General features: G+C 64.3%; 21 protein-coding genes and 2 pseudogenes. 17 read left to right on the top strand and 6 right to left on the bottom strand.

The window, feature by feature from the left end; genetic code table 11:
- Window positions 1-152: 152 nt before the first annotated feature.
- On the bottom strand, window positions 153-2,579 hold the full coding sequence (locus XI06_RS26570) for a lytic transglycosylase domain-containing protein (RefSeq protein ID WP_271606928.1): 2,427 nt from the start codon (window positions 2,577-2,579) through the stop codon (window positions 153-155).
- Window positions 2,580-2,874: 295 nt separating this feature from the next.
- Here XI06_RS26570 and dapA point away from each other — a divergent pair, with 295 nt between their 5' ends.
- Genes dapA through XI06_RS26550 form a run of 4 tightly spaced genes read left to right on the top strand, consistent with a single transcriptional unit; the run spans window position 2,875 to window position 5,350 of the window.
- A complete protein-coding gene (gene dapA / locus XI06_RS26565; RefSeq protein WP_237861676.1) occupies window positions 2,875-3,765 on the top strand; it encodes a 4-hydroxy-tetrahydrodipicolinate synthase in 891 nt (296 codons plus the stop codon).
- A 51-nt stretch (window positions 3,766-3,816) separates the two neighbouring features.
- Window positions 3,817-4,230, top strand: a complete 414-nt coding sequence (mscL, locus tag XI06_RS26560; protein WP_237873436.1) for a large conductance mechanosensitive channel protein MscL — start codon at window positions 3,817-3,819, stop codon at window positions 4,228-4,230.
- A 59-nt stretch (window positions 4,231-4,289) separates the two neighbouring features.
- A complete protein-coding gene (gene smpB / locus XI06_RS26555; RefSeq protein WP_237861677.1) occupies window positions 4,290-4,763 on the top strand; it encodes an SsrA-binding protein SmpB in 474 nt (157 codons plus the stop codon).
- Between the two features lie 5 nt (window positions 4,764-4,768).
- On the top strand, window positions 4,769-5,350 hold the full coding sequence (locus XI06_RS26550) for a peroxiredoxin (RefSeq protein WP_237861679.1): 582 nt from the start codon (window positions 4,769-4,771) through the stop codon (window positions 5,348-5,350).
- A gap of 97 nt (window positions 5,351-5,447) precedes the next feature.
- Here XI06_RS26550 and XI06_RS26545 read toward each other — a convergent pair whose 3' ends face one another.
- The 3 genes and pseudogenes from XI06_RS26545 to XI06_RS26535 form a co-directional block, all read right to left on the bottom strand.
- A complete protein-coding gene (locus XI06_RS26545; RefSeq protein ID WP_237861681.1) occupies window positions 5,448-6,122 on the bottom strand; it encodes a uracil-DNA glycosylase in 675 nt (224 codons plus the stop codon).
- Window positions 6,103-6,453 (bottom strand): annotated as a pseudogene (locus XI06_RS26540) (NYN domain-containing protein); the annotation flags it as partial. The gene XI06_RS26545 and the pseudogene XI06_RS26540, both read right to left, overlap by 20 nt.
- 234 nt (window positions 6,454-6,687) lie before the next feature.
- Window positions 6,688-6,946 (bottom strand): annotated as a pseudogene (locus tag XI06_RS26535) (NYN domain-containing protein); the annotation flags it as partial.
- 366 nt (window positions 6,947-7,312) lie between these two features.
- Between XI06_RS26535 and rpoZ the strand changes: the two are divergent.
- The 13 genes from rpoZ (at window position 7,313) to XI06_RS43585 (ending at window position 20,397) form a co-directional block, all read left to right on the top strand.
- Entirely contained in the window at window positions 7,313-7,705 is a 393-nt protein-coding gene (gene rpoZ, locus XI06_RS26530) for a DNA-directed RNA polymerase subunit omega (protein WP_008133017.1), read from the top strand.
- Between the two features lie 209 nt (window positions 7,706-7,914).
- Window positions 7,915-10,203 (top strand): RelA/SpoT family protein, encoded by a 2,289-nt coding sequence (locus XI06_RS26525; protein ID WP_237861683.1) that lies wholly within the window; start codon window positions 7,915-7,917, stop codon window positions 10,201-10,203.
- 45 nt (window positions 10,204-10,248) lie between these two features.
- The gene (locus XI06_RS26520) at window positions 10,249-11,001 is read left to right on the top strand and encodes a pyridoxine 5'-phosphate synthase (RefSeq protein ID WP_271606906.1); all 753 of its coding nucleotides are present in this window, start codon (window positions 10,249-10,251) and stop codon (window positions 10,999-11,001) included.
- On the top strand, window positions 10,998-11,417 hold the full coding sequence (acpS, locus tag XI06_RS26515) for a holo-ACP synthase (RefSeq protein WP_271606905.1): 420 nt from the start codon (window positions 10,998-11,000) through the stop codon (window positions 11,415-11,417). Before XI06_RS26520 ends, acpS begins: the two co-directional genes overlap by 4 nt.
- A 249-nt stretch (window positions 11,418-11,666) precedes the next feature.
- Window positions 11,667-12,431 (top strand): signal peptidase I, encoded by a 765-nt coding sequence (gene lepB / locus XI06_RS26510; protein ID WP_237861688.1) that lies wholly within the window; start codon window positions 11,667-11,669, stop codon window positions 12,429-12,431.
- Entirely contained in the window at window positions 12,428-13,309 is an 882-nt protein-coding gene (gene rnc, locus XI06_RS26505; protein WP_237861690.1) for a ribonuclease III, read from the top strand. The genes lepB and rnc overlap by 4 nt, the downstream gene beginning before the upstream one ends.
- Window positions 13,299-14,225 (top strand): GTPase Era, encoded by a 927-nt coding sequence (gene era / locus XI06_RS26500; RefSeq protein WP_271606904.1) that lies wholly within the window; start codon window positions 13,299-13,301, stop codon window positions 14,223-14,225. The genes rnc and era overlap by 11 nt, the downstream gene beginning before the upstream one ends.
- Before the next feature lie 21 nt (window positions 14,226-14,246).
- The gene (locus tag XI06_RS26495; protein ID WP_271606903.1) at window positions 14,247-14,627 is read left to right on the top strand and encodes a hypothetical protein; all 381 of its coding nucleotides are present in this window, start codon (window positions 14,247-14,249) and stop codon (window positions 14,625-14,627) included.
- A 76-nt stretch (window positions 14,628-14,703) separates the two neighbouring features.
- Window positions 14,704-15,456 carry a DNA repair protein RecO gene (gene recO / locus XI06_RS26490; protein ID WP_271606902.1) on the top strand — a complete coding sequence of 251 codons (753 nt, stop codon included), beginning with the start codon at window positions 14,704-14,706 and terminating at the stop codon, window positions 15,454-15,456.
- Window positions 15,457-15,580: 124 nt separating this feature from the next.
- Window positions 15,581-15,859 carry a hypothetical protein gene (locus XI06_RS26485; protein ID WP_271606901.1) on the top strand — a complete coding sequence of 93 codons (279 nt, stop codon included), beginning with the start codon at window positions 15,581-15,583 and terminating at the stop codon, window positions 15,857-15,859.
- 60 nt (window positions 15,860-15,919) lie between these two features.
- On the top strand, window positions 15,920-18,178 hold the full coding sequence (parC, locus tag XI06_RS26480; protein WP_271606900.1) for a DNA topoisomerase IV subunit A: 2,259 nt from the start codon (window positions 15,920-15,922) through the stop codon (window positions 18,176-18,178).
- Between the two features lie 110 nt (window positions 18,179-18,288).
- Window positions 18,289-19,833, top strand: a complete 1,545-nt coding sequence (locus XI06_RS26475; RefSeq protein ID WP_271606899.1) for a GMC family oxidoreductase — start codon at window positions 18,289-18,291, stop codon at window positions 19,831-19,833.
- A 147-nt stretch (window positions 19,834-19,980) separates the two neighbouring features.
- Window positions 19,981-20,397: a DUF3551 domain-containing protein gene (locus XI06_RS43585; RefSeq protein ID WP_333909370.1), complete on the top strand. Its 417-nt coding sequence runs from the start codon at window positions 19,981-19,983 to the stop codon at window positions 20,395-20,397.
- A 63-nt stretch (window positions 20,398-20,460) separates the two neighbouring features.
- On the opposite strand, the gene chrA is transcribed toward XI06_RS43585, so the two are convergent.
- Window positions 20,461-21,846: a chromate efflux transporter gene (gene chrA / locus XI06_RS26465; protein ID WP_237891804.1), complete on the bottom strand. Its 1,386-nt coding sequence runs from the start codon at window positions 21,844-21,846 to the stop codon at window positions 20,461-20,463.
- Window positions 21,847-22,665, bottom strand: coding sequence for a chromate resistance protein ChrB domain-containing protein (locus tag XI06_RS26460; RefSeq protein ID WP_237873944.1), 819 nt, complete (start codon window positions 22,663-22,665; stop codon window positions 21,847-21,849).
- Between the last annotated feature and the right edge of the window lie 148 nt (window positions 22,666-22,813).

Below are 22,813 nucleotides of genomic sequence, written 5' to 3'. Positions count from 1 at the left end.
CTCGGGGGAGGGCTGGGGTTAGTTCAGAAAGCTAAATCAAAACAATACGATAAGGATGCCCTGGCGGCTGCTTGTGCTGTTTGTGCAACACTGACCGAAATCGGCGCCTGTGAGGCTTCAATATCTTTGACAAATGGATCGGAGGAGGCCCGCTATTCCACGCTGCCAGCGCCGCGGCGCAAATCGGCCTCGATCTGCAGGCGCGTGCCACCGCCGAAGCGGGCGCGGTAGACCTGAAGATTCTCCATGATCCGCTGCACATAGTTGCGCGTCTCGGAGAACGGGATCAGCTCGACCCAGTCGACTGCGTCGACCTTGGGGTCGCGCGGGTCGCCATAGCGGTCGATCCATTTCTTCACGCTGCCGCGACCGGCATTGTAGGCCGCAAAGGTCATGATGTAGGAGCCGCGATAATCCTCAAGCAGGCCGCCGAGCTCGGCCGCGCCGAGCGTGGCGTTGTAGGACGAGTCGTTCTTCAGCCGCGACAGGTCATAGGTTGCGCCGTGCCGCTTGCAGACATAGCGCGCGGCATCGGGGGTGACCTGCATCAGGCCATAGGCCTGGGCCGGCGAGACCACGGCCGGATTGAACGCGCTTTCCTGCCGCGCGATGGCGTAGACGATGCTCCGCTCGACCTCGGGACCGATCTGGCTGAACTGCGGAATGCCGTTGACGGGGTAGGCATAGAAGTCGAACGGCAGCCCGCGATTGAGCGCGGCCTTGCCGAGCAGCAGCATGCCGCGCGCGTCGCTATAACGCTGGGTCAGCTCGCCGAGGCCGGTCAGCGCTTCGGGATCGCCGTTCTCGCCCATGTCGGCGAGAAGAGGCACCGCGAGCTCGCGCTCGTCGAGCTCGTAGAGCAATTGCGCCGCGCGCACGATCTCGAGCCGCTCGGCGCCACGGCCGCGCGGCTGGCTGTTCAGCTCGATCTGCGGCAGGCCGAGCTTGGCGCGCGCAAGCTGTCCGTAATAGCTGGTCGATTGCTCGGCGGCGCGGGCATAGGCGTTGCGCGCCTCCTGCTGGCGGCCCGCGGCTTCCGCCGCGCGGCCTTGCCAGTAACCGGCGCGCGCCAGCGTGGTCGGATTGACGCTGCCGACGCCGATACGGGCAAAGTGTTGGGCGGCAGCGGCGGGATCGTTGAGGAAGCGCAGCGCGATCCAGCCGGCGGTGAACTCCTGCTCGGTCTTGTAGATGTCGCGCGAGGGCAGCGCCGCATCGCGCGCGATCAGATAGGCGCTGCGGAAGTCCTCGGTGTCGATCATCTTGCGGGCCAGCAGGCGCCGCTCGATCCACCATTCATCGAGATTGTAGAGCCGGTTCGGATCCTTCGGCGCCGACAGCATCAGCTGGGCTGCTTCGGGAAACTTCTCTTCGCGGCGCAGAAGCTGGATCTTGCTGAAAATGAAGCCGGGATCGCTGTGCAGCTCGCGCGGCACCTCTTCGAGCAGCGCGCGCGTGTTCGGGGCTTTCTTGAAGGAGGCGATACGGGCTTTCGCAAGCGCGACGTAGCCCGCGCCGAGGCGCCTTGCGGCGCGCATCGCCGCCTCGTGCTCGCTGCCGTAAAGCAGCGTGTCCATCCGCGCCTTCTGGTCGCCGGGCGTCAGTAGCGCTCCGAACTGGTCGAGTGCGTTGTTCTCGGTGTCTTCCGACATCGGATCGTTGCGCCATGCCTCGCGTACCAGCCGCTCGGCATTGGCGCGGTCGCCGCGCGCCAGCATCGCCTTGGCGAGCACGAAGCGGCCCTTGGCCGAAACAGGGGATTCGTTCTCGAACCACGACCAGCCAACGGAGTCGTCGCGCCTGTCGTCCCACATCGCGGCCTCGAGCCGTCGGCGCAGGAAAGTCTGCGACGGCCAGCTCGGATTGGCGGAGAGGAAGGCGCGGTAGCGCTCGACGCTTGCGCCATTGTCTTCGCTGCGCAGGATGATCCATTCGGCGAGCTTTCGCGCGACCGGATCGGAAATCGAATCTGCGTAGCTGGTGGCATCGCCCGGCTTGCGCTTGCGCACGAGCTCGATGACGTTCTCCAGCGTGTCCTTGTCGGCCTGCGACGTCGACGAGGTCGCGGCGACCGCGGCCGGCGTCACCGGCTTGCGCGGCGCGGCGTGCTGGCGGGTCGCGGGCGCCAGCATGGGGGTTGCGACAGGTCTGCCGGCGGCGGAGGGCGAGGCTGTAGGTCTCACGGTCGCCGTCACCGCGGGCGCCGTCTGAGGCGCCGACGCGTTGGAGGCAGGTCGTGACTTTGGCGCGGAGGTCGCTGCTGCCGGTTTCGGCTTGTCCTTCGCGGCGTCCTTGCCGGCAGGCTTCTTCGCCGCATCCTTGGCCGTCGCCGGAGCTGCTCCCTTGCTTGCACCCTTGGTGGCGTCCTTGCTTGCGCCCTTGACCGTGTCTTTGGCGGTATCCTTGCCTGCGCCCTTGGAGGTCTCCTTGGCCGCCCCCTTCGCCGTGTCCTTCGCAGGCGGCTTGGCTGCTGGCCTTGCGATTCCCTTTGCCGCAGGCTTGGCGGGTTCCTTCGCACCGTCCTCGGTCGTCTCGCTGGATTTGGCCAGGGCGACACAACCGATCGACAGGCCGGCCATCAGGCACAGCGCCAGTCCGGCTGATCGCCATGCAGTACGGGATAAGAAGGTCACGGCGGTTCGTCGCCCCGAATCAGTCAATTGGCTCAAGACCTATCTGTACAAGATCTGGCTGTATTTGATTGAATATGCGGACAAAATACCAACAGCCGCTTACCGCCGCCGGGTTTGCACCACCACCGCGGCAAAATCGCGGCTTAAACGGTGCGTCACGCGGATGCAGGCCTTTTACGGGCTGACGAGACCCGATAAGAAAGGGGCTTGCTCTAAATCACGCCGCGTACGGAGGAAGTCCATGGCAGCCAAGACGAAATTCCGGGGGTCGTTCACCGCCTTGGTCACGCCGTTCAAAAACGGCTCGCTGGACGAGGCGGCGTTTCGCTCCCTGGTCAACTGGCAGATTTCGGAAGGCACCAACGGCCTGGTTCCGGTCGGCACGACCGGCGAGAGCCCGACGCTCAGCCATGACGAGCACAAGAAGGTCGTCGAATGGTGCATCGAGGAGGCCAAGGGCCGGGTGCCCGTGATTGCCGGCGCGGGCTCCAATTCGACCAAGGAAGCGGTCGAGCTGGCCCAGCACGCCGAGAAGGCGGGCGCCAATGCCGTGCTGGTGGTGACGCCTTATTACAACAAGCCGACCCAGGAAGGCATGTACCAGCACTTCAAGGCGATCAACGATGCGATCGGCATTCCGATCATCATCTACAACATCCCACCGCGTTCGGTGATCGACATGTCGGTCGACACGATGAAGCGGCTTTGGGAGCTGAAGAACATCGCCGGCGTCAAGGACGCGACCGCCAGCATGGTGCGCGTGTCGCAGCAGCGCGCAGCGATGGGCGAGGACTTCAACCAGCTCTCGGGCGAGGACGCAACCATCATCGGCTACATGGCGCATGGCGGTCACGGCTGCATCTCGGTGACGTCGAACGTCGCACCGCGCCTGTGCGCCGAGTTCCACGCCGCTTGGGCGAAGGGCGACACCAAGGCGGCGCTTGCGATCCACGACAAGCTGATGCCGCTGCACAACAACCTGTTCATCGAGAGCAATCCGGCCCCCATCAAGTATGCGATGTCGCTGCTCGGCAAGTTTGACGAGACGCTGCGCCTGCCGATGGTCCCGGTATCCGAGTCGACCCGTGCCGCCGTGCGCAGCGCGATGGTGCACGCTGGCCTGATCAACTGATTTAGCCAACCTGGGGAGTCGTTCATGAGCGTCGACGAGAAGGGCAGGAAGATGCTCACGGAGTTCCGTGAGTTCGCCATGAAAGGCAACGTCGTCGACCTTGCCGTCGGCGTCATCATCGGCGCGGCCTTCGGCGCCATCGTCACTTCGCTGGTCGGTGACATCATCATGCCGATCATCGGCGCCGCGACCGGCGGCCTCGACTTTTCGAACTACTACGCCCCCTTGTCGAAGGCGGTGACCGCCACCAACTTAGCGGATGCGAAAAAGCAAGGTGCCGTGCTCGCTTACGGCAACTTCCTGACGCTGACGATCAACTTCATCATCATCGCCTTTGTGCTGTTCCTGGTCATTCGCGCCATGAATACGTTGAAGCGCAAGGAAGAGACCAAGCCCGCGGAGCCGCCGAAGCCGTCGGCGGAGGTCGTTCTGCTCACCGAGATCCGCGATCTCCTCAAGAAGTGACGCGCGCGCTTCATCCAGGCTGTTAGCTTACGCGCTTATCTCGCTCAGGTTTGACTTCCATGGCCGATAAGAACGAACGTCCAATCAAGGTCATGGCGGAGAATCGCAAGGCCCGCTTCAACTACGCCATCGAGGATACGATCGAGGCGGGCATTGCGCTGACCGGCACCGAGGTGAAGTCGATCCGCAACGGCAAGAGCACGATCGCGGAATCCTACGCCGACTCTAAGGACGGCGAGATCTGGCTGATCAACGCCACCATTCCGGAATATCTGCAGGGCAATCGCTTCAACCACGAGCCCAAACGGCCGCGAAAGCTGCTGCTGCACCGCAAGCAGATCAACAAGCTGATGGGTGCCGTGGACCGCGAGGGCATGACGCTGATCCCGCTCAAGCTCTATTTCAACGAGCGTGGACGGGCCAAGCTTCAGCTCGCGGTTGCCAAGGGCAAGAAGCTGCATGACAAGCGCGAGAGCGAGAAGAAGCGCGACTGGAGCCGTGAAAAGGGCCGGCTGATGCGGGCAAGGGGATAGGGCGGATGACTCAGAAGAACCTGCTCGAGGTGGATTGGAGCCAGATTCCAGCCCCCACTGACGATGGCGGTGCCGCGCATCTGAAGGGGCTGATGGTGCCCGCGATCAGTCTGCTCGCAACCGATGACACTTCCGTCAATCTGTCGGCGCTCCCGGGTCGCACCGTGGTGTTCGCTTATCCCCGCACCGGCGAGCCCGGCAAGATCTCGTTGGTCGACGACTGGGACATGATCCCGGGTGCGCGCGGTTGCACGCCGCAGACCTGCGCGTTTCGCGACCTGTTCGCGGAGTTGAAGGCCACCGGTGCTTCCCACGTTTTCGGCCTCTCGACCCAGAGCAACGCCTACCAGACCGAGATGGCCTCGCGGCTGCATCTGCCGTTCCCGGTGCTCTCCGATGAGAAGCTGGCGTTCACGCGCGCGCTCAATCTGCCGACCATGGAGGTCGCGGGCCTGACGCTGATCAAGCGTCTCGCGCTGATCATCGATGACGCCAGGATCACCCACGTGTTCTACCCGGTGTTCCCGCCGGACCGGAACGCTGGCGACGTGCTGGACTGGCTGAAGGCCAACCCCGTCAAAGCCTAAAGCGCGATGAGATTTGGTTGAAACGTCATCGCGCTTTAGCTCCTTGTTTGAGCATGATCTTTTCGGAAAACCGCTTCACACTTTTCCGGATCATGCTCTAGTCGAGATCGGCCTTCACCTTCGCAAACACGCTACGAAACATATCCGGCGTCAGCACGCCGGTGTTCGTGTTGTAGCGGGAGCAGTGATAGCTGTCGTAGAGCTTGAACGGCCCGGCCTGGTGCACGGCGCCGTGGCCGAAGGGGGCTTGGGAAGCCTTCAGCTTCAGGGGCTTGAGCACGCTGTCGTGCGCAATCCGCCCAAGGGCGATGATCGCGCGCAGCTTCGGCATCGTTTCGAGATTCGCGATGAGAAATTGGCGGCAGGTGTTGATCTCGGCCGGCAGCGGCTTGTTCTGCGGCGGAACGCAATGCACGGCATTGGCGATTCGGCAGTCGACCAGTTTCAGGCCGTCATCCGGACGCGCCTGGTAGCTACCCCTGGCGAAGCCGTATTCCAGCAGCGTGGCGTAGAGCAGGTCGCCGGCATAGTCGCCGGTGAACGGGCGCCCGGTGCGGTTGGCGCCCTGCATTCCCGGCGCGAGACCGACGATCAGGAGGCGGGCCTCGATGTCGCCGAAAGGCGGGACCGGTGCATTGTGCCACAATGGCTCGCGCGCGCGGTTCGCCTCACGAAAGGCGACCAGGCGCGGACAAAGCGGACAGTCACGGTCAGGGACGAGGGTGGGGGCCTGGCGGCTCGACCGGGCCGCCTCACTCCTCGAAGTCGTCATCGCCCCTCGGCGCCATCGTGGTTGCGCGCTGGAGGAATTGCGGGGCGTGATGGCGTCCCTCACCACGCTCGCCGCGGTCGCGCGGGGCGGGGCGCTCTGACGGGTCGCGGCCAAGCTTGGACTGCAACTCGACGAGGTCGGTGAAGACGTCGGCTTGGCGGCGCAGCTCGTCGGCGATCATCGGCGGCTGGCTGGCGATGGTGGAGATCACGGTGACCCGCACGCCGCGGCGCTGCACGGCCTCAACCAGCGAGCGGAAGTCGCCGTCGCCGGAGAACAGCACCATCTGGTCGATGTGCTCGGCGAGCTCCATGGCATCACCCCCCCCCCCCCCCCCCCCCCCCCCCCCCCCCCCCCCCCCCCCCCCCCCCCCCCCCCCCCCCCCCCCCCCCCCCCCCCCCCCCCCCCCCCCCCCCCCCCCCCCCCCCCCCCCCCCCCCCCCCCCCCCCCCCCCCCCCCCCCCCCCCCCCCCCCCCCCCCCCCCCCCCCCCCCCCCCCCCCCCCCCCCCCCCCCCCCCCCCCCCCCCCCCCCCCCCCCCCCCCCCCCCCCCCCCCCCCCCCCCCCCCCCCCCCCTGCCCTTGACCTTGCGGCGGCCGGAGGCGTCGATGAACTCCTTGGTCGCCTTGGTGACGACGGTGTAGCCGTTGTAATCAAGCCAGTCGATCAGCGGGCGGATCGAGGAATACTCCTGATCTTCTATGATCGCTGTGTAGTAGAACGCCCGCAGCAGCGTCCCGCGGCTCTGAAATTCCTTCAGAAGGCGCTTGTAGTCGATGTCGAAGCCGAGAGTTTTCGCCGTCGCGTAAAGATTGGCCCCGTCGATGAAGAGCGCGATCTTGTTGGTAGGGGAAGGTGACATTCAGTTTGCTCGCGTAGTGTGTTCGTGATTGATCGTTTTATTGTTGGCGCAGCGGCAGCATGCCGCGCAGTTCAAAATGCTGCCGAAACCCGTCGAAACCGCAAATCCGGAGAAGTCGGGGCAATCAAGGTATAGTTATGGCGGCCCTGCTTACCCCCGGCGCCGCCCTCAAGGCAGCCCGGGAAACCACCCATCCCAGCCCCAATGTGGGGGTAGCAGAGCCGTTTGGCGAGGCCAAATCACAAATTGGCCTTGCGAAAACGGCCCGGTCCCTATAACTAGCCCGGATCATCCACATATTTCGTCCCACCCACAACGGAGCGACAGTCTATGGCTCGCGTCACCGTAGAAGATTGTATCGACAAGGTCGACAACCGGTTTGACCTGGTCCTGCTGGCCGCCCACCGTGCCCGCATGATTTCGTCCGGTTCACAACTAACGGTTGACCGCGATAACGACAAGAACCCTGTTGTATCTTTGCGCGAAATTGCCGACACGACCATCTCGCCGGAGGACCTCCGCGAGGAGCTGGTGCACTCCCTCCAGAAGTTTGTCGAGGTCGACGAGCCCGAGCCGGACACGGTTCCGCTGATCGGCTCCGCCGGCGCCAGCGTCGATGCGGACGATACCGAAGTCGCCGTGGAGCGCATGACCGAAGAGGAGCTCCTGAAGGGTCTCGAAGGTCTCGCGCCGCCGGAAGAGCAGCCCGAAGAGGACGAGTAATCGTCTTAACTCGCGATCGTCGAATTCTTGTGATCTTATCAAAGGCCCGAACCCGCGTTCGGGCCTTTGCTTTTGTTGGCGTTTTCGTGGTTACCATAGCATTGCCGGTTGACGCCGCGCCTGTCAGTGAATTGATCGGCCGCGGCCGCGATCGGAGCTTAGGATGTATACAACGGGCCGCTTCCTGGTCCGTTTGAAGGCAGGACGGCATGGTGTATCGACGCCGCAGACACACGCAGATGCAGGCCGCAACCGAATCGGTTGCCGTAGCCCCGACTGCGCCGGTGGCACGGCCGGTGAAGCCGCGGGCGCGGATGATGCGCCAATATGACCTCGTCGAGCGCGTGCGGTCCTACAATCCGAATACCAACGAAGACCTGCTGAACCGCGCCTATGTCTACGCCATGAAGGCGCATGGGTCGCAGACCCGCGCCTCCGGTGATCCCTATTTCTCGCACCCGCTCGAAGTGGCGGCGATTCTCACCGATTTGAAGCTCGACGACGCCACCATCGTCGCCGCGCTGCTGCACGACACGATCGAGGACACGGAGGCGACGCGCGCCGAGATCGACCAGATCTTCGGCCCCGAGATCGGCGCGCTGGTCGAGGGCCTGACCAAGCTGAAGCGGCTCGAATTGGTCTCGCGCGAGGCCAAACAGGCCGAGAACCTGCGCAAATTGCTGCTGGCGATCGCCGACGATGTCCGCGTGCTCCTGGTCAAGCTCGCCGACCGCCTGCACAACATGCGCACGCTCGATTTCGTGCCGACGGAATCACGCCGGCGCATTGCCGAGGAGACGCTCGACATCTATGCGCCGCTGGCCGGGCGCATGGGCATGCAGGAGATGCGCGAGGAGCTGGAGGACCTCTCCTTCCGCACCCTCGACCCCGAAGCCTATACGGTCGTGATGCAACGGCTCGATGCGCTCGCCGAGCGCAACCGCAATCTGATCGGCGAGATCGAGGACCAACTCTCCAACAATCTGCGTCACCGCGGCCTGGGGGCGAGGGTCTATGGCCGCCGCAAGAAGCCGTTTTCGATCTGGACCAAGATGGAGCGCAAATCGGTCGGCTTTGAGCAGCTGTCCGACATCTTCGGCTTCCGCGTCGTCGTCAACGACATCGAGGCCTGCTATCGCGCGCTCGGCATCGTCCACACCACCTGGCCGGTCGTGCCGGGGCGGTTCAAGGACTACATCTCGACGCCGAAGCAGAACGATTATCGTTCGATTCACACGACGGTCATCGGCCCCGGCAACCAGCGCGTGGAGCTGCAGATCCGCACCGAGGCGATGGACCAGATCGCCGAGCGCGGCATCGCCGCGCATGTCTTCTACAAGGAAGGCGTGGGCTCGCCGACCGAATTCCTGAAACGTGAGTCCAACGCGTTCGCCTGGCTGCGCCACACAATCGGCATCCTCTCGGAGAGTGCCAATCCGGAAGAGTTCCTCGAGCACACCAAGCTCGAGCTGTTCCACGACCAGGTGTTCTGCTTTACCCCCAAGGGCAAGCTGATCGCGCTGCCGCGCCACGCCAATGTGATCGACTTTGCCTATGCCGTGCACACCGACGTCGGCAACAGCGCGGTCGGGTGCAAGATCAACGGCAAGTTCGCGCCGCTGTCCTCGGAGCTGCAGAACGGCGACGAGGTCGAGGTGCTGACCTCGGAAGCGCAATCAGCCCCACCCTCGGCCTGGGAGACGCTCGCCGTCACCGGCAAGGCGCGCGCCGCGATTCGCCGCGCCACGCGGACCGCTGTGCGCGATCAATATGTCGGCCTCGGCCGGCGTATCGTCGAGCGCCTGTTCGAGCGCGCCAAGATCGAATACGCCGACGACAAGCTCAAGGGCGCGCTGCCGCGGCTGGCGCGCACCTCGATCGAGGACGTCATGGCGGCTGTGGGGCGCGGCGAGATCAAGGCCTCCCATGTCGCGCGCGCGATGTATCCTGACTACAAGGAAGAGCGTGTCGCTCGCTACGGCGTCAAGAAGGGTGCGCTCGCGGCCAAGGTCAAGGAGAAGTCGCCCGAGCCGTCGCGTAGTCCGGTCGCGATCCCGATCGGCGGAAACAATTCCGCCCTGCCGGTGAAGTTCGCGCCGAACGGCGGTGCCGTGCCGGGCGACCGCATCGTGGGCATCGTCACGCCGGGCGAGGGGATCACGATCTATCCGATCCAGTCGCCGGCGCTGAAGGATTTCGAGGAAGAGCCGGAGCGCTGGCTCGACGTCCGCTGGGACATCGAGGACTCCGCGCCGCAGCGCTTCCCGGCGCGGATCAAGGTCGAGAATGTCAACGAGCCCGGCGCGCTGGCGCAGATCGCGACCGTGATCGCCGAGCACGACGGCAATATCGACAATATCAGCATGCATCGCCGCTCACCCGACTTCACGGAGACGACGATCGATCTCGAAGTCTACGATCTCAAGCATTTGAGTGCGATCCTGGCCCAGCTGCGCGCCAAGGCGGTCGTCGCCAAAGTCGAACGTGTTAATGGATAGGCGCCTGTCGTCGTCGCCTGTTGCTCCGATCTCGTGAGTCCTGAAATGCCTGCATCTCCGCTCCGCCTCGGCGTTAATATCGATCACGTCGCGACCGTCCGTAACGCCCGCGGCGGACGTCATCCCGATCCGGTCCGCGCCGCGCTGCTGGCGATCGAGGCCGGCGCCGACGGCATCACGGCGCATTTGCGCGAGGACCGCCGGCACATCCGCGACGAGGACATGGCGCGGCTGAAGGCCGAGATCTCCAAGCCGCTGAACTTCGAGATGGCAGCGACCGACGACATGATGCGGATCTCGCTCGCCACCAAGCCGCATGCGGTGTGCCTGGTGCCGGAGCGGCGCCAGGAGGTGACGACCGAAGGCGGGCTAGATGTGGTTGGCCAGCACAATGCGCTCGCGCCCTACATCGCTCGGCTGAACGATGCCGGCATCCGGGTTTCGCTGTTCATCGCCGCCGATCCCGCGCAGATCGCGATGGCGGCACGGTTGCGCGCGCCTGTGATCGAGATCCACACCGGGGCCTGGTGCGATGCCGTCACCGACGGCCACACCGACAAGGCCGAGGCCGAATGGCAGCGGATCGTGGCGGGCGTGAAACTGGCGAAGGACGCGGGCCTCGAGGTCCATGCTGGGCATGGGCTCGACTACGCGACGGCGGAGAAGATCGCGGAGCTGCCCGAGATCATGGAGCTCAATATCGGCTACTACATGATCGGCGAGGCGCTGTTCGTCGGTCTTGCCGAGACGGTGCGCAAGATGCGCGCGGCGATGGATCGCGGCCGGAGCCGGGCATGATCATCGGCATCGGCTCCGACTTGGTTGACATCACCCGCGTGGCCAAGGTGATCGAGCGTCATGGCGAGCGTTTCCTCGATCGCATCTTCACCGCGGCCGAGCGCGCCAAGGCGGAGCGGCGGGCCAAGAACGAGAAGATGGTGGTGGCCACCTATGCCAAGCGCTTTGCCGCCAAGGAGGCCTGCTCCAAGGCGCTCGGCACCGGCATCCGGCAGGGTGTCTGGTGGCGTGACATGGGGGTGATCAATCTGCCCGGAGGGCGGCCGTCCATGCGGCTGACCGGCGGCGCGCTGGCCCGGCTTCAGGCCATGACGCCTGATGGTTTCGAGGCCCAGATCGATCTATCGATCACCGATGACTGGCCGTTGGCGCAGGCGTTCGTGATCATTTCCGCCGTGCCGCTGGCCAAGTCCTGAATGCCCAGTGGTCAATTTATAATTCGTGTTAAAGATCAATGATTTACGAGTTTTTGATGCGATCCTTGATTGCGTGGCCTGCGACAACCGTCTAAAAGTTCGCGGACGCAAATCAGGCTGGGCGAATTCGGCTTTACGCCGGAATTGGCCCTCACTATCAGAATCAGGACAATCTCCTTGGGCCGCGAACCGGTGGGCCGTTCGCGGGGGGAGGGCGTTCTGTGATCGCCGGCCGGAATTGAGAGAGCAATGAGCGTGACTTCAGGAACCAAAACTGAGAGCGGCGTCGGCGAAACGATCCGTGTCGTGATCCATGCTCTCCTGATCGCGCTGGTAATCCGCACCTTCCTGTTTCAGCCGTTCAACATCCCGTCCGGCTCAATGAAGGCAACGCTGCTGGTCGGCGACTATCTGTTCGTCTCGAAATATTCCTACGGCTACAGCCACTATTCGATCCCGTTCTCGCCGCCGCTGTTCTCGGGGCGGATCTGGGGCTCGGATCCGCACCGCGGCGACATCGTCGTGTTCCGCTTGCCGAAGGACGACACCACCGACTACATCAAGCGGGTGATCGGCCTGCCCGGCGACCACATCCAGATGAAGGACGGTCTGCTCTACATCAACGACACCCCGGTCGAGCGCCAGCGTATGAGCGAATTTGTCGGCGAGGATCCCTGCGGCTCCGAGGGCGGCGGCATCTCGCGGGTGAAGCGCTGGAAGGAAACGCTGCCGAACGGCGTCTCCTACGAGACGCTCGATTGCGCCGACAACGGCTATATGGACAACACCAATGTCTATACCGTGCCGCCCGGCCATTTCTTCATGATGGGTGACAACCGTGACAACTCCACCGACAGCCGCTTCCTCGGCCAGGTCGGCTATGTGCCGGCTGAAAATCTGATCGGCCGCGCCCAGATGATCTTCTTCTCCATCGGCGAAGGCGAGCATGCCTGGATGTTCTGGCGCTGGCCGTGGTCGGTGCGCTGGAATCGCTTCTTCAAAATCGTCCGATGAAAGACGAAGCCAAGGACATCGCGACCCAATCGATCGAGGCGCAAGCCGCTCCTGAGAGCGAAGCTGCAACCAAGGCGCTTGCGAGCAAGACTCTTGAGAGTAAGGCGTCCGAAAGCAAGACGCCTGCGAAGAAGAAGCGGACGCGGAGCAGCAAGACCAAGGATAAGGCCAAAGCGGCGGCCGATGCGAACGCGGCGCTCGAGGCCCGCATCGGCCACCATTTCTCGGACCCGAACCTGCTGATGCAGGCGATCACGCATGTCTCGGCGCTGAAGTCCGGGCGCAAGCGCGGTGACAGCTATCAGCGGCTGGAGTTCCTCGGCGACCACGTGCTTGGGCTCGTCGTCTCCGACATGCTCTATCATGCCTTCCCGAATGCCGATGAGGGCGAGTTGTCCAAGCGGCTTGCCGAGCTCGTGCGCAAGGAAAGCTGCGCCGACGTCGCCAAGTCGCTCGGTCTGCTCGACGACATCAAGCTCGGCTCGGTCGGCTCCAGCGCCGATGCCCGCCTGCGCAAGTCGATCCTCGGCGACATCTGCGAGGCCGTGATCGGCGCGATCTTCCTCGACGGCGGCCATGCGGCGGCGGACGAGTTCGTCAAGCGCAACTGGACCGAGCGCATGCACAAGCCGCGGCGTCCCTTGCGCGATCCCAAGACCGTGCTCCAGGAGTGGGCGCAAGGGAAGGGGCTGCCGACGCCTGTCTATCGCGAGGTCGAGCGCACCGGTCCGCATCACGATCCGCAGTTCCGCGTCGCCGTCGATCTGCCGGGGCTGGCGCCGGCCGAAGGGATCGGCGGCAGCAAGCGCGCGGCGGAAAAGGTGGCAGCTTCAGTCATGATCGAACGTGAAGGCGTTGGCGGCGGCAATGACGGTTGAAACAAGCGGCGAGGTGCCCCCTGCGACGCGCTGCGGTTTCGTCGCCCTGATCGGCGCGCCCAATGTCGGCAAGTCCACCCTGGTCAATGCGCTGGTCGGAGCCAAGGTCACGATCGTCTCGCGCAAGGTGCAGACCACGCGTGCGCTGATCCGCGGCATCGTGATCGAGAACAACGCGCAGATCATCCTGGTCGACACGCCCGGTATCTTCCTGCCCAAGCGAAGGCTCGACCGCGCCATGGTCTCGACCGCCTGGAGCGGAGCGCATGACGCCGACCTCGTCTGCGTGCTGCTCGATGCGAAGACCGGTATTGACGAGGAGGCCGAGGCGATCCTCGCCAAGGCTGCCAGCGTCAATCACGACAAGATTCTGGTCATCAACAAGGTCGATCTGGTCCAGCGCGAGAAACTCTTGGCGCTGGCGCAGGCCGCCAACGAGCGCATGAAGTTCGTCAAAACCTTCATGATCGCGGCGATCTCGGGCGACGGTGTCGACGACATCCTCACTACGCTTGCCGAGATGGTGCCGCCGGGGCCATACCTCTATCCCGAAGACCAGATGTCGGACGCGCCGATGCGGCAACTGGCGGCCGAGATCACGCGCGAAAAAATCTATCAGAAGCTGCATCAGGAATTGCCCTACCAGTCGACGGTCGAGACCGACAAATGGGAGGAGCGCAAGGACAAGTCGGTGCGCATCGAGCAGACGATCTTCGTGGAGCGCGAAAGCCAGCGCAAGATCGTGCTCGGCAAGGGCGGCGCCACCATCAAGTCGATCGGTGCGGACTCGCGCAAGGAACTGATGCAGATCCTGGACGTGCCAGTGCATCTGTTCCTGTTCGTCAAGGTGCGCGAGAACTGGGGTGACGACCCCGATCGCTACCGCGAGATGGGCCTGGAATTCCCCAAAGAATAAGCAAGAACAGATCGGCTACCGATGAGCGTGCCTCGTAACGTCCAGCGCTTCGAAGCGCTGCTCTATGCCTCGCTGATGCTGGACGCCTTGTCGGTGGCGGTGCAGGACCGCACGCCCTCCATCGAGATGACCGAGCAGATGATCATGACGGCGACGCTGCTCGCTGGCGGGATGATCCTGCTATTGGTCTATTTCGTCTGGCTGGCTGCGCATTGGCGCAAGAACTGGCCGCGCTGGGTGCTGGCGGCGGCGCTGGTGCTGTCGGTGATCTCGCTCGGCCAGATCCTCGGCGAGCGCGGCCTCGAACTCGACAGCGCCATCGAGATCGTGTCCTGCGTGCTGACGGCGTTCGGGCTGTATTTCTCCTTCACCGGCGATGCTAAGGGCTGGTTCAACGCCTAGATCCATCGCGAAAATGCGTGGGCACGCTTCGCTTTGCCCACCCTACGACAGCTCGAAATGCGGTAAGCTTTCCTCCATGGAGTGGACCGACGAAGGCATCGTGCTGGGCGTGCGGCGGCATGGCGAGAGCAGCGCCATCGTCGAACTGTTGACGCGCCAGCACGGCCGGCATCTTGGCCTGGTGCGTGGCGGGGCCAGCTCGCGGCTGCGGCCGCTCTTGCAGCCCGGCAACAGCGTCAGCGCGGTGTGGCGGGCGCGGCTCGACGAGCATCTCGGCACCTATGCGATCGAGGGATTGAAGCTGCGCGCGGCCACGCTGCTGGGATCGTCCCACGGGGTCTACGGCGTCACCCATCTGGCCTCGATTGCGCGGCTGCTGCCCGAGCGCGATCCGCACGAGGACATCTTTGGGCTGCTCGAACATTCGCTCGACGATTTCGACGACATCGGCAGCGCGGCCGTGCATCTCATCCATTTCGAGCTGGCCATGCTCTCCGAGCTCGGCTTTGGGCTGGCACTCGAAAACTGCGCGGTGACCGGGGAGACCACGGATCTGATCTATGTTTCGCCGAAATCGGGCGGCGCGGTCTCGCGCGGCGCGGGCGAGCCGTGGCGCGACCGGCTGCTTCGGCTGCCGCCGTTCCTGCGCCATGGCGAAGCTGCGCACGACCTTACCGACGAGGATCTCCAGGACGGCTTTCGGCTGACCGGTCTGTTCCTGCTGCGCAATGTGCTGGAGCCGCGCGGGCAGGGTCATTCCGACGCGCGGGCCGGCTTCATTAACGCCCTGACCCGGCAGCAGGCCAAGGCGGCGCTTCCCGCGCCATAAATGGGTGCGCTCCCAGCGCCATGAACCGACCGCTTGTCTGCCTTGCCGCAGAACATGGTGTTGCTCCGGAACGAAACCGGGGTGTTTGAGTTGGCCCCGCAGGTTCCACAACGGGACAAGCCAAATGTTGATCAGGGGATTCGCGCTGACCGCAGCGCTGCTCGCTATTGCGCCCGATGCAATGGCCGGTGAGCCGCAACCGGGGGTATTTCGGCGGGCCTCCTGCACCGTTGTCCGGTACTATGTGGCGAAATATTCCGTTGCGGCGGCAGAGACATGGGCGCGATCCCATGGCGCAACCGACGCCGAGATCGAGGCGGCCCGCCGCTGCGTCGCCAACATGCCGGCGACGCCTCCGGCCAAGGTCCAGTCGACCGTGACGGCAGGCTGGGCAGGGCAGTAGTAGCCCACAGGGAACCACTCCATCCTTGCCCGATTCGCTTCCACGGTTTAACCGGGCGGCATGGGAAAACGAATCGTTCCGCCGGAAGAACCGGCCGAAATTCACGAGGTCCGGCTGCAGGAAGCGCTGGAAGAGCGCTATCTTGCGTATGCGCTCTCCACCATCATGCATCGCGCGCTGCCCGACGCGCGCGACGGCCTGAAGCCTGTCCACCGGCGCATCCTTTACGGCATGCGCCTGCTCAGGTTGGACCCGGGCACACCGTTCAAAAAATCCGCCAAGATCGTCGGCGACGTGATGGGCTCGTTCCATCCGCACGGTGACCAGGCGATCTACGACGCCATGGTGCGTCTGGCGCAGGACTTCTCCTCGCGCTACCCGCTTGTCGACGGCCAGGGCAATTTCGGCAATATTGACGGCGATAATCCCGCCGCCTACCGCTACACCGAAGCGCGCATGACCGACGTCGCGCGGCTTCTGCTCGAGGGCATCGACGAGGACGGCGTCGAGTTCCGCGCCAATTACGACGGCCAGTCGAAAGAGCCGGTGGTCATGCCCGGCGGCTTCCCGAACCTGCTCGCCAACGGCGCGCAGGGTATCGCGGTCGGCATGGCGACCTCGATCCCGCCGCACAATGCTGCCGAACTCTGCGACGCCGCGCTGCATCTGATCGAGAAGCCCGACGCGAAGTCCAAGGCGTTGATGAAATGGGTCAAGGGGCCCGATTTTCCGACCGGCGGCATCTGCGTCGATTCCAAGCAGGCCATCGCTGAAGCCTACACCACGGGTCGAGGCTCCTTCCGCGTTCGCGCCCGCTGGGAACAGGAAGAGGGCAATCGCGGCACCTGGGCCGTCGTCGTCACCGAAATCCCCTTCCTGGTGCAGAAGTCGCGCTTGATCGAGAAGGTCGCCGAGCTGCTGGACCAGAAGAAGCTGCCGCTGGTCGGCGACATCAGGGACGAGTCGGCCGAAGACGTCCGCATCGTGATCGAGCCGAAATCGAAGAACGTCGATCCGGCGCTGATGATGGAATCGTTGTTCCGGCTGACAGAGCTTGAAAACAAGATTCCGCTGAACCTCAACGTGCTGATCAAGGGCCGCGTCCCCAAGGTGGTGGGGCTCGCGGAGTGCCTGCGCGAATGGCTCGACCATCTGCGCGATGTGTTGATCCGCCGCAGCAATTACCGCAAGGCGCAGATTGAGCACCGCCTGGAAGTCCTCGGCGGCTTCCTGATCGCCTATCTGAATATCGACAAGGTGATCAAGATCATCCGCACCGAGGATGAGCCGAAGCCCGCCTTGATGAAAGAGTTCAAGCTCACCGAGGTGCAGGCCGAAGCCATCCTCAACATGCGCCTGCGCTCCTTGCGCAAGCTCGAGGAAATGGAGCTCCGCACCGAGGACAAGAACCTTCGCGCCGAGCTCAAGGGCATCAACGCGGTGCTCGCGTCCGAGCCCGAGCAATGGAAGAAGGTCAGTGAGCAGGTCGGCAAGGTCCGCGACATGTTCGGGCCGAAGACGCCGCTCGGCAAGCGCCGCACCACCTTTGCCGACGCGCCCGAGCACGATCTTGCCGCGATGGAGGAAGCCCTCGTCGAGCGCGAGCCGGTGACGGTCGTCGTCTCCGACAAGGGCTGGATCCGCACCATGAAGGGTCATGTCGAGGATCTCTCGGGCCTGGCCTTCAAGCAGGACGACAAGCTCGGAATCGCCTTCTTCGCGGAAACGACGTCGAAACTCCTGCTGTTCGCGACCAACGGAAAGTTCTTCTCGATCGACGTGGCAAAGCTTCCGGGCGGCCGCGGCCACGGCGAGCCGATCCGCCAGTTCATCGATCTCGAGCCGGAGGCCGCGCCGGTCACGCTGTTCGTCAACAAGGGCGGCCGCAAATTCCTGGTCGCCAGCCACGAAGGCCAGGGCTTTATCGTCAACGAGGACGATTGTGTCGGCACGACGAAGAAGGGCAAGCAGGTCCTCAACGTCGACATGCCGAACGAGGCGCGCACGGTCACGGAGGTAACAGGCGACACCGTCGCGGTGATCGGCGAGAACCGCAAAATGCTGATCTTCCCGCTCGAGCAGGTCTCCGAGATGGCACGCGGCCGCGGCACGCGGCTGCAGAAGTACAAGGACGGCGGGCTCTCCGACGTCACTGTCTTCGAGGCCAAGGCTGGCCTGACCTGGAAGGACTCCGCGGGCCGCGAATTCTCCGCGACCATGAAGGAGCTTGCCGAATGGCAAGGCAATCGCGGTGACGCCGGCCGCCTGCCGCCGAAGGGTTTCCCGAAGTCGAACAAGTTCGGCAAGGTGATCGGGTAGGCGGCCCTCATATTCCTGATGTGCAGCGATGCTCTTGCATGGCTGCATCGGTCTGCGCGGTCTGATACCGTCCGCCGCGCCGGTCTTTGGGACGATTGAGAACTCACGCGATGTACGATGTCATTGTTGTCGGCGGCGGTTCGGCCGGCGCCGCGGTTGCGGCACGGCTTTCCGAGGATCCTGCACGGCGCATCCTGCTGCTTGAAGCCGGGCTCGACTGGCGCGCTGACGAGGCGCCCTGGGAAGTCAGGACGCCAAACCCGATCCCGATCATTCACAAGCGCGAGTATCAGGAGAAATGGCAGTGGCCCGATCTCTTGACGCGCCGCGTCGCCGGGCAGGAGCCGCGCTTCTACTGGCGCGGCAAGGGGCTCGGCGGCTCCTCGATGATGAATGGCCAGATCGCCATCCGCGGGGTTGCCGAAGCCTTCGACGAATGGGCGGCCAAGGGCTGCACCGGCTGGTCGGCCAGGGAGGTGATGCCGCTCTTCTCCGTGATCGAGGATGATTTTGAATTTGGCGACGCCGACGGACACGGTCGCGGCGGGCCATTGCCGGTCTATCGCGCGCCGCCCGAGAAATGGGGCCCGATCGATCGCGGCTTGCGCGATGCGGCGCTGGCAAGCGGCTATCCCTGGTGCGCCGATCTCAACGGCCCTGACGGTGAGGGTGTCGCCTGCTATCCCATTAACAGCCGCGACAGCCGCCGCATCACCACCAATGAGGGCTATCTGGAGCCCGCGCGCGGCCGCGCCAATCTGGACATCCGCGGCCGGACGCGGGTCGATCGCGTGCTGATCAGCGAGGGAAGGGCGGCCGGCGTCCGCGTTCACACCGAGGGGCAGGGCACCAGCGAGATCAGCGCACGCCAAATCGTGCTCTGCGCCGGCGCGATCCACAGCCCGGCGATCCTGCTGCGCTCGGGCATTGGTCCAGCGGACGAGTTGAAGGCGATGGGGATCGCGGTCGAGCGCGATCTGCCGGTCGGCCGCCACTTCTTCGATCACCCGCTGTTTCGCGCCACCATCCAGCTCCACGAAGATTTGCGGCCGACCGATCCGGACACTCGCCACACCAATTGCTGCGTGACCTATTCCTCTGGTCTCGCCCATGGCGGCAAGCGCGACATGATCCTGATCGCGTTCAATCATCGTGGCATCGGCATGCCCGGAGCCATCGGCGCCGGCCTGTTCAATGCGTATTCACGCGGCACCCTCAAGCTTGCCTCGACCGATCCTGATATCGACCCGGTCGTCGAGGAAAACATGCTCGCCGATCCGCGCGACATGCTGCGCATGATGGATGCGGTGAAACGCCTTGCCGTGATCACCTCCCAGCCGGCACTATCGGGCATCGCCGACTGGATCAGGCTCGCCGACACGGATCTGACATTGCCGCAGGCGGCCGCGCTGCCGGATCACGAGCTCGATGCGCTGCTGCGCCGTGAAACCGGCGATATCCAGCACGCCGCCGGCAGTTGCCGCATGAGCGGCGTCAATGATGCCGACGGCGTCGTCAATCCTGATGGCACGGTAAAGGGCATCTCGGGCCTACGCATCGCCGATGCCTCGATCATGCCGTCCGACTGCCGCGCCAATACGCACTTCACGACGGTGGTGATTGGGGAGGCAATCGCGCGGATGATGATGCGGTAGTTCGATTGCGGTTGCCTCCGCGCTCGCAATGACGGAGCGGGCGGCGAGGCCGTCGTTCTCCAATTTCATATTCCGAGAACATTGACTTGGATCAAGGCTGCCTGCGGCCAAAGTGCATGAGCATTATGAGGCTTCGAGGAAGTCCCAATGCGCACGTTGGTTTTGACAATTTTGACCTTGAGTGTCGCTTTTGCAGCAGGGCATGCTCGGGCCCAGACCTATGATCCGGCGTTTCCCGTTTGCTTGCGGGTCGTTTCTTGGGGAGGCGGCCCTTACTATAAATGCGCCTACCAAACGATGGGCCAATGCCGGGCAGCAGCTAACGGTCAGTCGTGCAGCCTCAACCCATATTATGCTGGCGCGAAGGCCGGGGTGAGACGGAATGATCCGCGATCAAGCTCTCGCGCGCCTACCGAGATCAGGTCGCACGCGCTACCTGAGCCACGGCCCCGCGCCCGGACCGGATCGTGCAATCATGGCGTCGAGGCCTATTACGGGGCTTGCCAAGGTTACGCGCCCGGCGAGAAAGAACGTTTTATCGAGAGTACAAGGCGTTTCATGTAACCCTACGGGCGACGGCCCGATCGCGTTCCGCTTTAGCGGCCGAACCGGACGCGACGAACACGCTTAGATCACCCCCGCCATCCGCAACGCCACGCCGGCGGCGCAACTGCCGGCGAGCACCGTCAGCATCCCCAGCTTGAAGCGGAAGATCGCGGTCGCGGCCGCGATCGACAGCACGAGCGCGGGAAGGTCGACGCTCTTCAGGACAGGCATATCGAAATCCAGCGGGAAGGCGTGCACCGGCACGGTCTCGCGGAATAGCGTGTGCAGCGCGAACCAGATCGAGAGGTTGAGGATCACGCCGACCACGGCGGCGGTGATCGCACTCAGCGCGCCTGCAAGGCCCGTATTGCCCCGCAGTCGCTCGATGTAGGGAGCACCGACGAAGATCCAGAGGAAGCAGGGCGTGAACGTGACCCAGGTGGCGAGCAGCCCGCCGAGCGTTGCCGCCAGCATTGGCGACAGCCCGCCCGGATCGCGATACGCCGCCATGAAGCCCACGAACTGGAGCACCATGATGAGCGGGCCCGGTGTGGTCTCGGCCATGCCGAGGCCGTCGAGCATCTCGTGCGGCTTCAGCCAGTGATAATGCTCAACGGCCTGCTGGGCGACGTAGGCCAGCACGGCATAGGCGCCGCCGAAGGTGACCAGCGCCATCTTGGAGAAGAACAAGGCGATCTGGCTGAATACGCTTGCCTGGCCGAGCGCCAGGAGCAGTCCGATCACCGGGACAAGCCACAGGGACAGCCAGAGCGCAGCGGTGCGGATCGCACGCGCGGTGTCGGGACGCACATGTGCGGGCACGGCTTCGCCAAGCATGCTGTCGATGACCGCGCCGTTGCCGCCATGGCCGTGAGCAGACGGCGCGAACTCGGTGCGGCCGGCGCGGGCGCCGGCATAGCCGATGAGGCCGGCGGCGATGATGATGACCGGGAAGGGGACCGCGAAGAAGAAGATCGCGACGAAGGCGATCGCGGCCAGCGCGATCATGACGCGATTCTTCAGCGCGCGCTTGCCGACGCGGAACACGGCTTCGACGACGATGGCGAGCACGGCAGCCTTCAGGCCGAAGAACAGCGCCTCGACGAAGCTGACATTGCCGTAAGCCGCGTAGATATAGCTCAGGCCCATAATGGCGATGATGCCGGGCAGGATGAACAGCCCGCCCGCCATCAGCCCGCCCGCGGTGCGATGCATCAGCCAGCCGATATAGGTGGCGAGCTGTTGCGCCTCGGGTCCCGGCAGCAGCATGCAGTAGTTCAGCGCGTGCAGGAAGCGGCCTTCGGAGATCCACTTCTTCTCCTCGACCAGGATGCGGTGCATCACCGCGATCTGGCCCGCAGGGCCGCCGAAGCTCAGGGACGCGACGCGGAGCCAGACGCGAAAGGCTTCGCCGAAGCTGATGCCGTGACCGGCATCAGCTCCTGCTTGAACATTGCGCGTATCCATTTACGCCTTCACCTTATTGGTCGGCCAGTTGTGGGTCTCGGCCGTGGCGTCGCGGCACCAGCGATAGAAGGCGTCGTAGAGCAGCATGCCGGCCTCGAGCTGCTCGAGGTCGTCATCGTACATGCGTGACAGCCCGAGCGAGGCCGCGAGCAGGCCTGGTGCTTCCGGCGCCAGGTCCGGCCGTGCCGTGTCGGCGCCGCGCACCAAAGTGGCGAGCCGCAGCAGCGCCGGCGTGGCAACGCCGAACTCCTCGATCATCACGTCGAAGGTGCAGAGCTCGCCACGGTGGCTCCAGAACACGTTCTCGATGTCGAAGGGCGCAGCTTTGAAGCGCTCGCCCACGGCGACCACCTCGGACGGCGCGACAAACAAGAACACCGCATTCGGATCGACGAAGCGGCGGATCAGCCAAGGGCAGGCGATACGGTCGACCTTCGGCCGCGCACGCGTGACCCAGACGGTGCGCCCCTTGGCGTCGCGCGGCGGCAGTTTTCGCGTGTCGAGCAGCGGCAGATTTGCTTCTTTCCAGCCTTCGAAGCCACCCTCCAGGGTTTCCGCCTCGGCGCCAAGCTGGCGCAACCAAGCCGCCGTGCCTTGCGCGAGCTTTGCTCCGCGGAGGCAGGAGACGATGGCCCGGCGGCCGGCAAATTCGCCGCCCCATTCGGCAACCGTCTCGTGGCTGAGTCTGATCGAGCCGGGGATTAGCCGCCGGTCGGCGGCAAAATCGTCGTCGGTGCGGACGTCGATCAGGACAGGAGCATTGGCCGTGCCAATCAGGCGGGCCATTTTATCGGATGATATGGTCGTGAATGTAGGCATGGTGTTGCGTCCTCGCAAAAACCGAACGGGACGCGATACTTGGGCATGTCGCCTCGTGGGGAGATCGCTCAAATCCCCATGACCCTGATTACAGCGAAACCGCGTCGGCCTGTCAATCGCCTGATACCATGGCATTGGATGACATGTG

It is taken from the genome of Bradyrhizobium sp. CCBAU 11434, assembly GCF_028128895.1.
Classification (GTDB): Bacteria; Pseudomonadota; Alphaproteobacteria; order Rhizobiales; family Xanthobacteraceae; genus Bradyrhizobium; species Bradyrhizobium zhengyangense.
Note: the sequence above shows the minus strand (reverse complement) of the source record. Positions and strands in the feature narration are given on the sequence as shown.

Coding starts and splice junctions, on each gene's coding strand:
- XI06_RS26570 (WP_271606928.1), bottom strand. CDS start 2,579: ATGGCCGGCCTGTCGATCGGTTGTGTCGCCCTGGCCAAATCCAGCGAG.
- dapA (WP_237861676.1), top strand. CDS start 2,875: ATGGCAGCCAAGACGAAATTCCGGGGGTCGTTCACCGCCTTGGTCACG.
- mscL (WP_237873436.1), top strand. CDS start 3,817: ATGCTCACGGAGTTCCGTGAGTTCGCCATGAAAGGCAACGTCGTCGAC.
- smpB (WP_237861677.1), top strand. CDS start 4,290: ATGGCCGATAAGAACGAACGTCCAATCAAGGTCATGGCGGAGAATCGC.
- XI06_RS26550 (WP_237861679.1), top strand. CDS start 4,769: ATGACTCAGAAGAACCTGCTCGAGGTGGATTGGAGCCAGATTCCAGCC.
- XI06_RS26545 (WP_237861681.1), bottom strand. CDS start 6,122: ATGACGACTTCGAGGAGTGAGGCGGCCCGGTCGAGCCGCCAGGCCCCC.
- rpoZ (WP_008133017.1), top strand. CDS start 7,313: ATGGCTCGCGTCACCGTAGAAGATTGTATCGACAAGGTCGACAACCGG.
- XI06_RS26525 (WP_237861683.1), top strand. CDS start 7,915: ATGGTGTATCGACGCCGCAGACACACGCAGATGCAGGCCGCAACCGAA.
- XI06_RS26520 (WP_271606906.1), top strand. CDS start 10,249: ATGCCTGCATCTCCGCTCCGCCTCGGCGTTAATATCGATCACGTCGCG.
- acpS (WP_271606905.1), top strand. CDS start 10,998: ATGATCATCGGCATCGGCTCCGACTTGGTTGACATCACCCGCGTGGCC.
- lepB (WP_237861688.1), top strand. CDS start 11,667: ATGAGCGTGACTTCAGGAACCAAAACTGAGAGCGGCGTCGGCGAAACG.
- rnc (WP_237861690.1), top strand. CDS start 12,428: ATGAAAGACGAAGCCAAGGACATCGCGACCCAATCGATCGAGGCGCAA.
- era (WP_271606904.1), top strand. CDS start 13,299: ATGACGGTTGAAACAAGCGGCGAGGTGCCCCCTGCGACGCGCTGCGGT.
- XI06_RS26495 (WP_271606903.1), top strand. CDS start 14,247: ATGAGCGTGCCTCGTAACGTCCAGCGCTTCGAAGCGCTGCTCTATGCC.
- recO (WP_271606902.1), top strand. CDS start 14,704: ATGGAGTGGACCGACGAAGGCATCGTGCTGGGCGTGCGGCGGCATGGC.
- XI06_RS26485 (WP_271606901.1), top strand. CDS start 15,581: ATGTTGATCAGGGGATTCGCGCTGACCGCAGCGCTGCTCGCTATTGCG.
- parC (WP_271606900.1), top strand. CDS start 15,920: ATGGGAAAACGAATCGTTCCGCCGGAAGAACCGGCCGAAATTCACGAG.
- XI06_RS26475 (WP_271606899.1), top strand. CDS start 18,289: ATGTACGATGTCATTGTTGTCGGCGGCGGTTCGGCCGGCGCCGCGGTT.
- XI06_RS43585 (WP_333909370.1), top strand. CDS start 19,981: ATGCGCACGTTGGTTTTGACAATTTTGACCTTGAGTGTCGCTTTTGCA.
- chrA (WP_237891804.1), bottom strand. CDS start 21,846: ATGGATACGCGCAATGTTCAAGCAGGAGCTGATGCCGGTCACGGCATC.
- XI06_RS26460 (WP_237873944.1), bottom strand. CDS start 22,665: ATGCCTACATTCACGACCATATCATCCGATAAAATGGCCCGCCTGATT.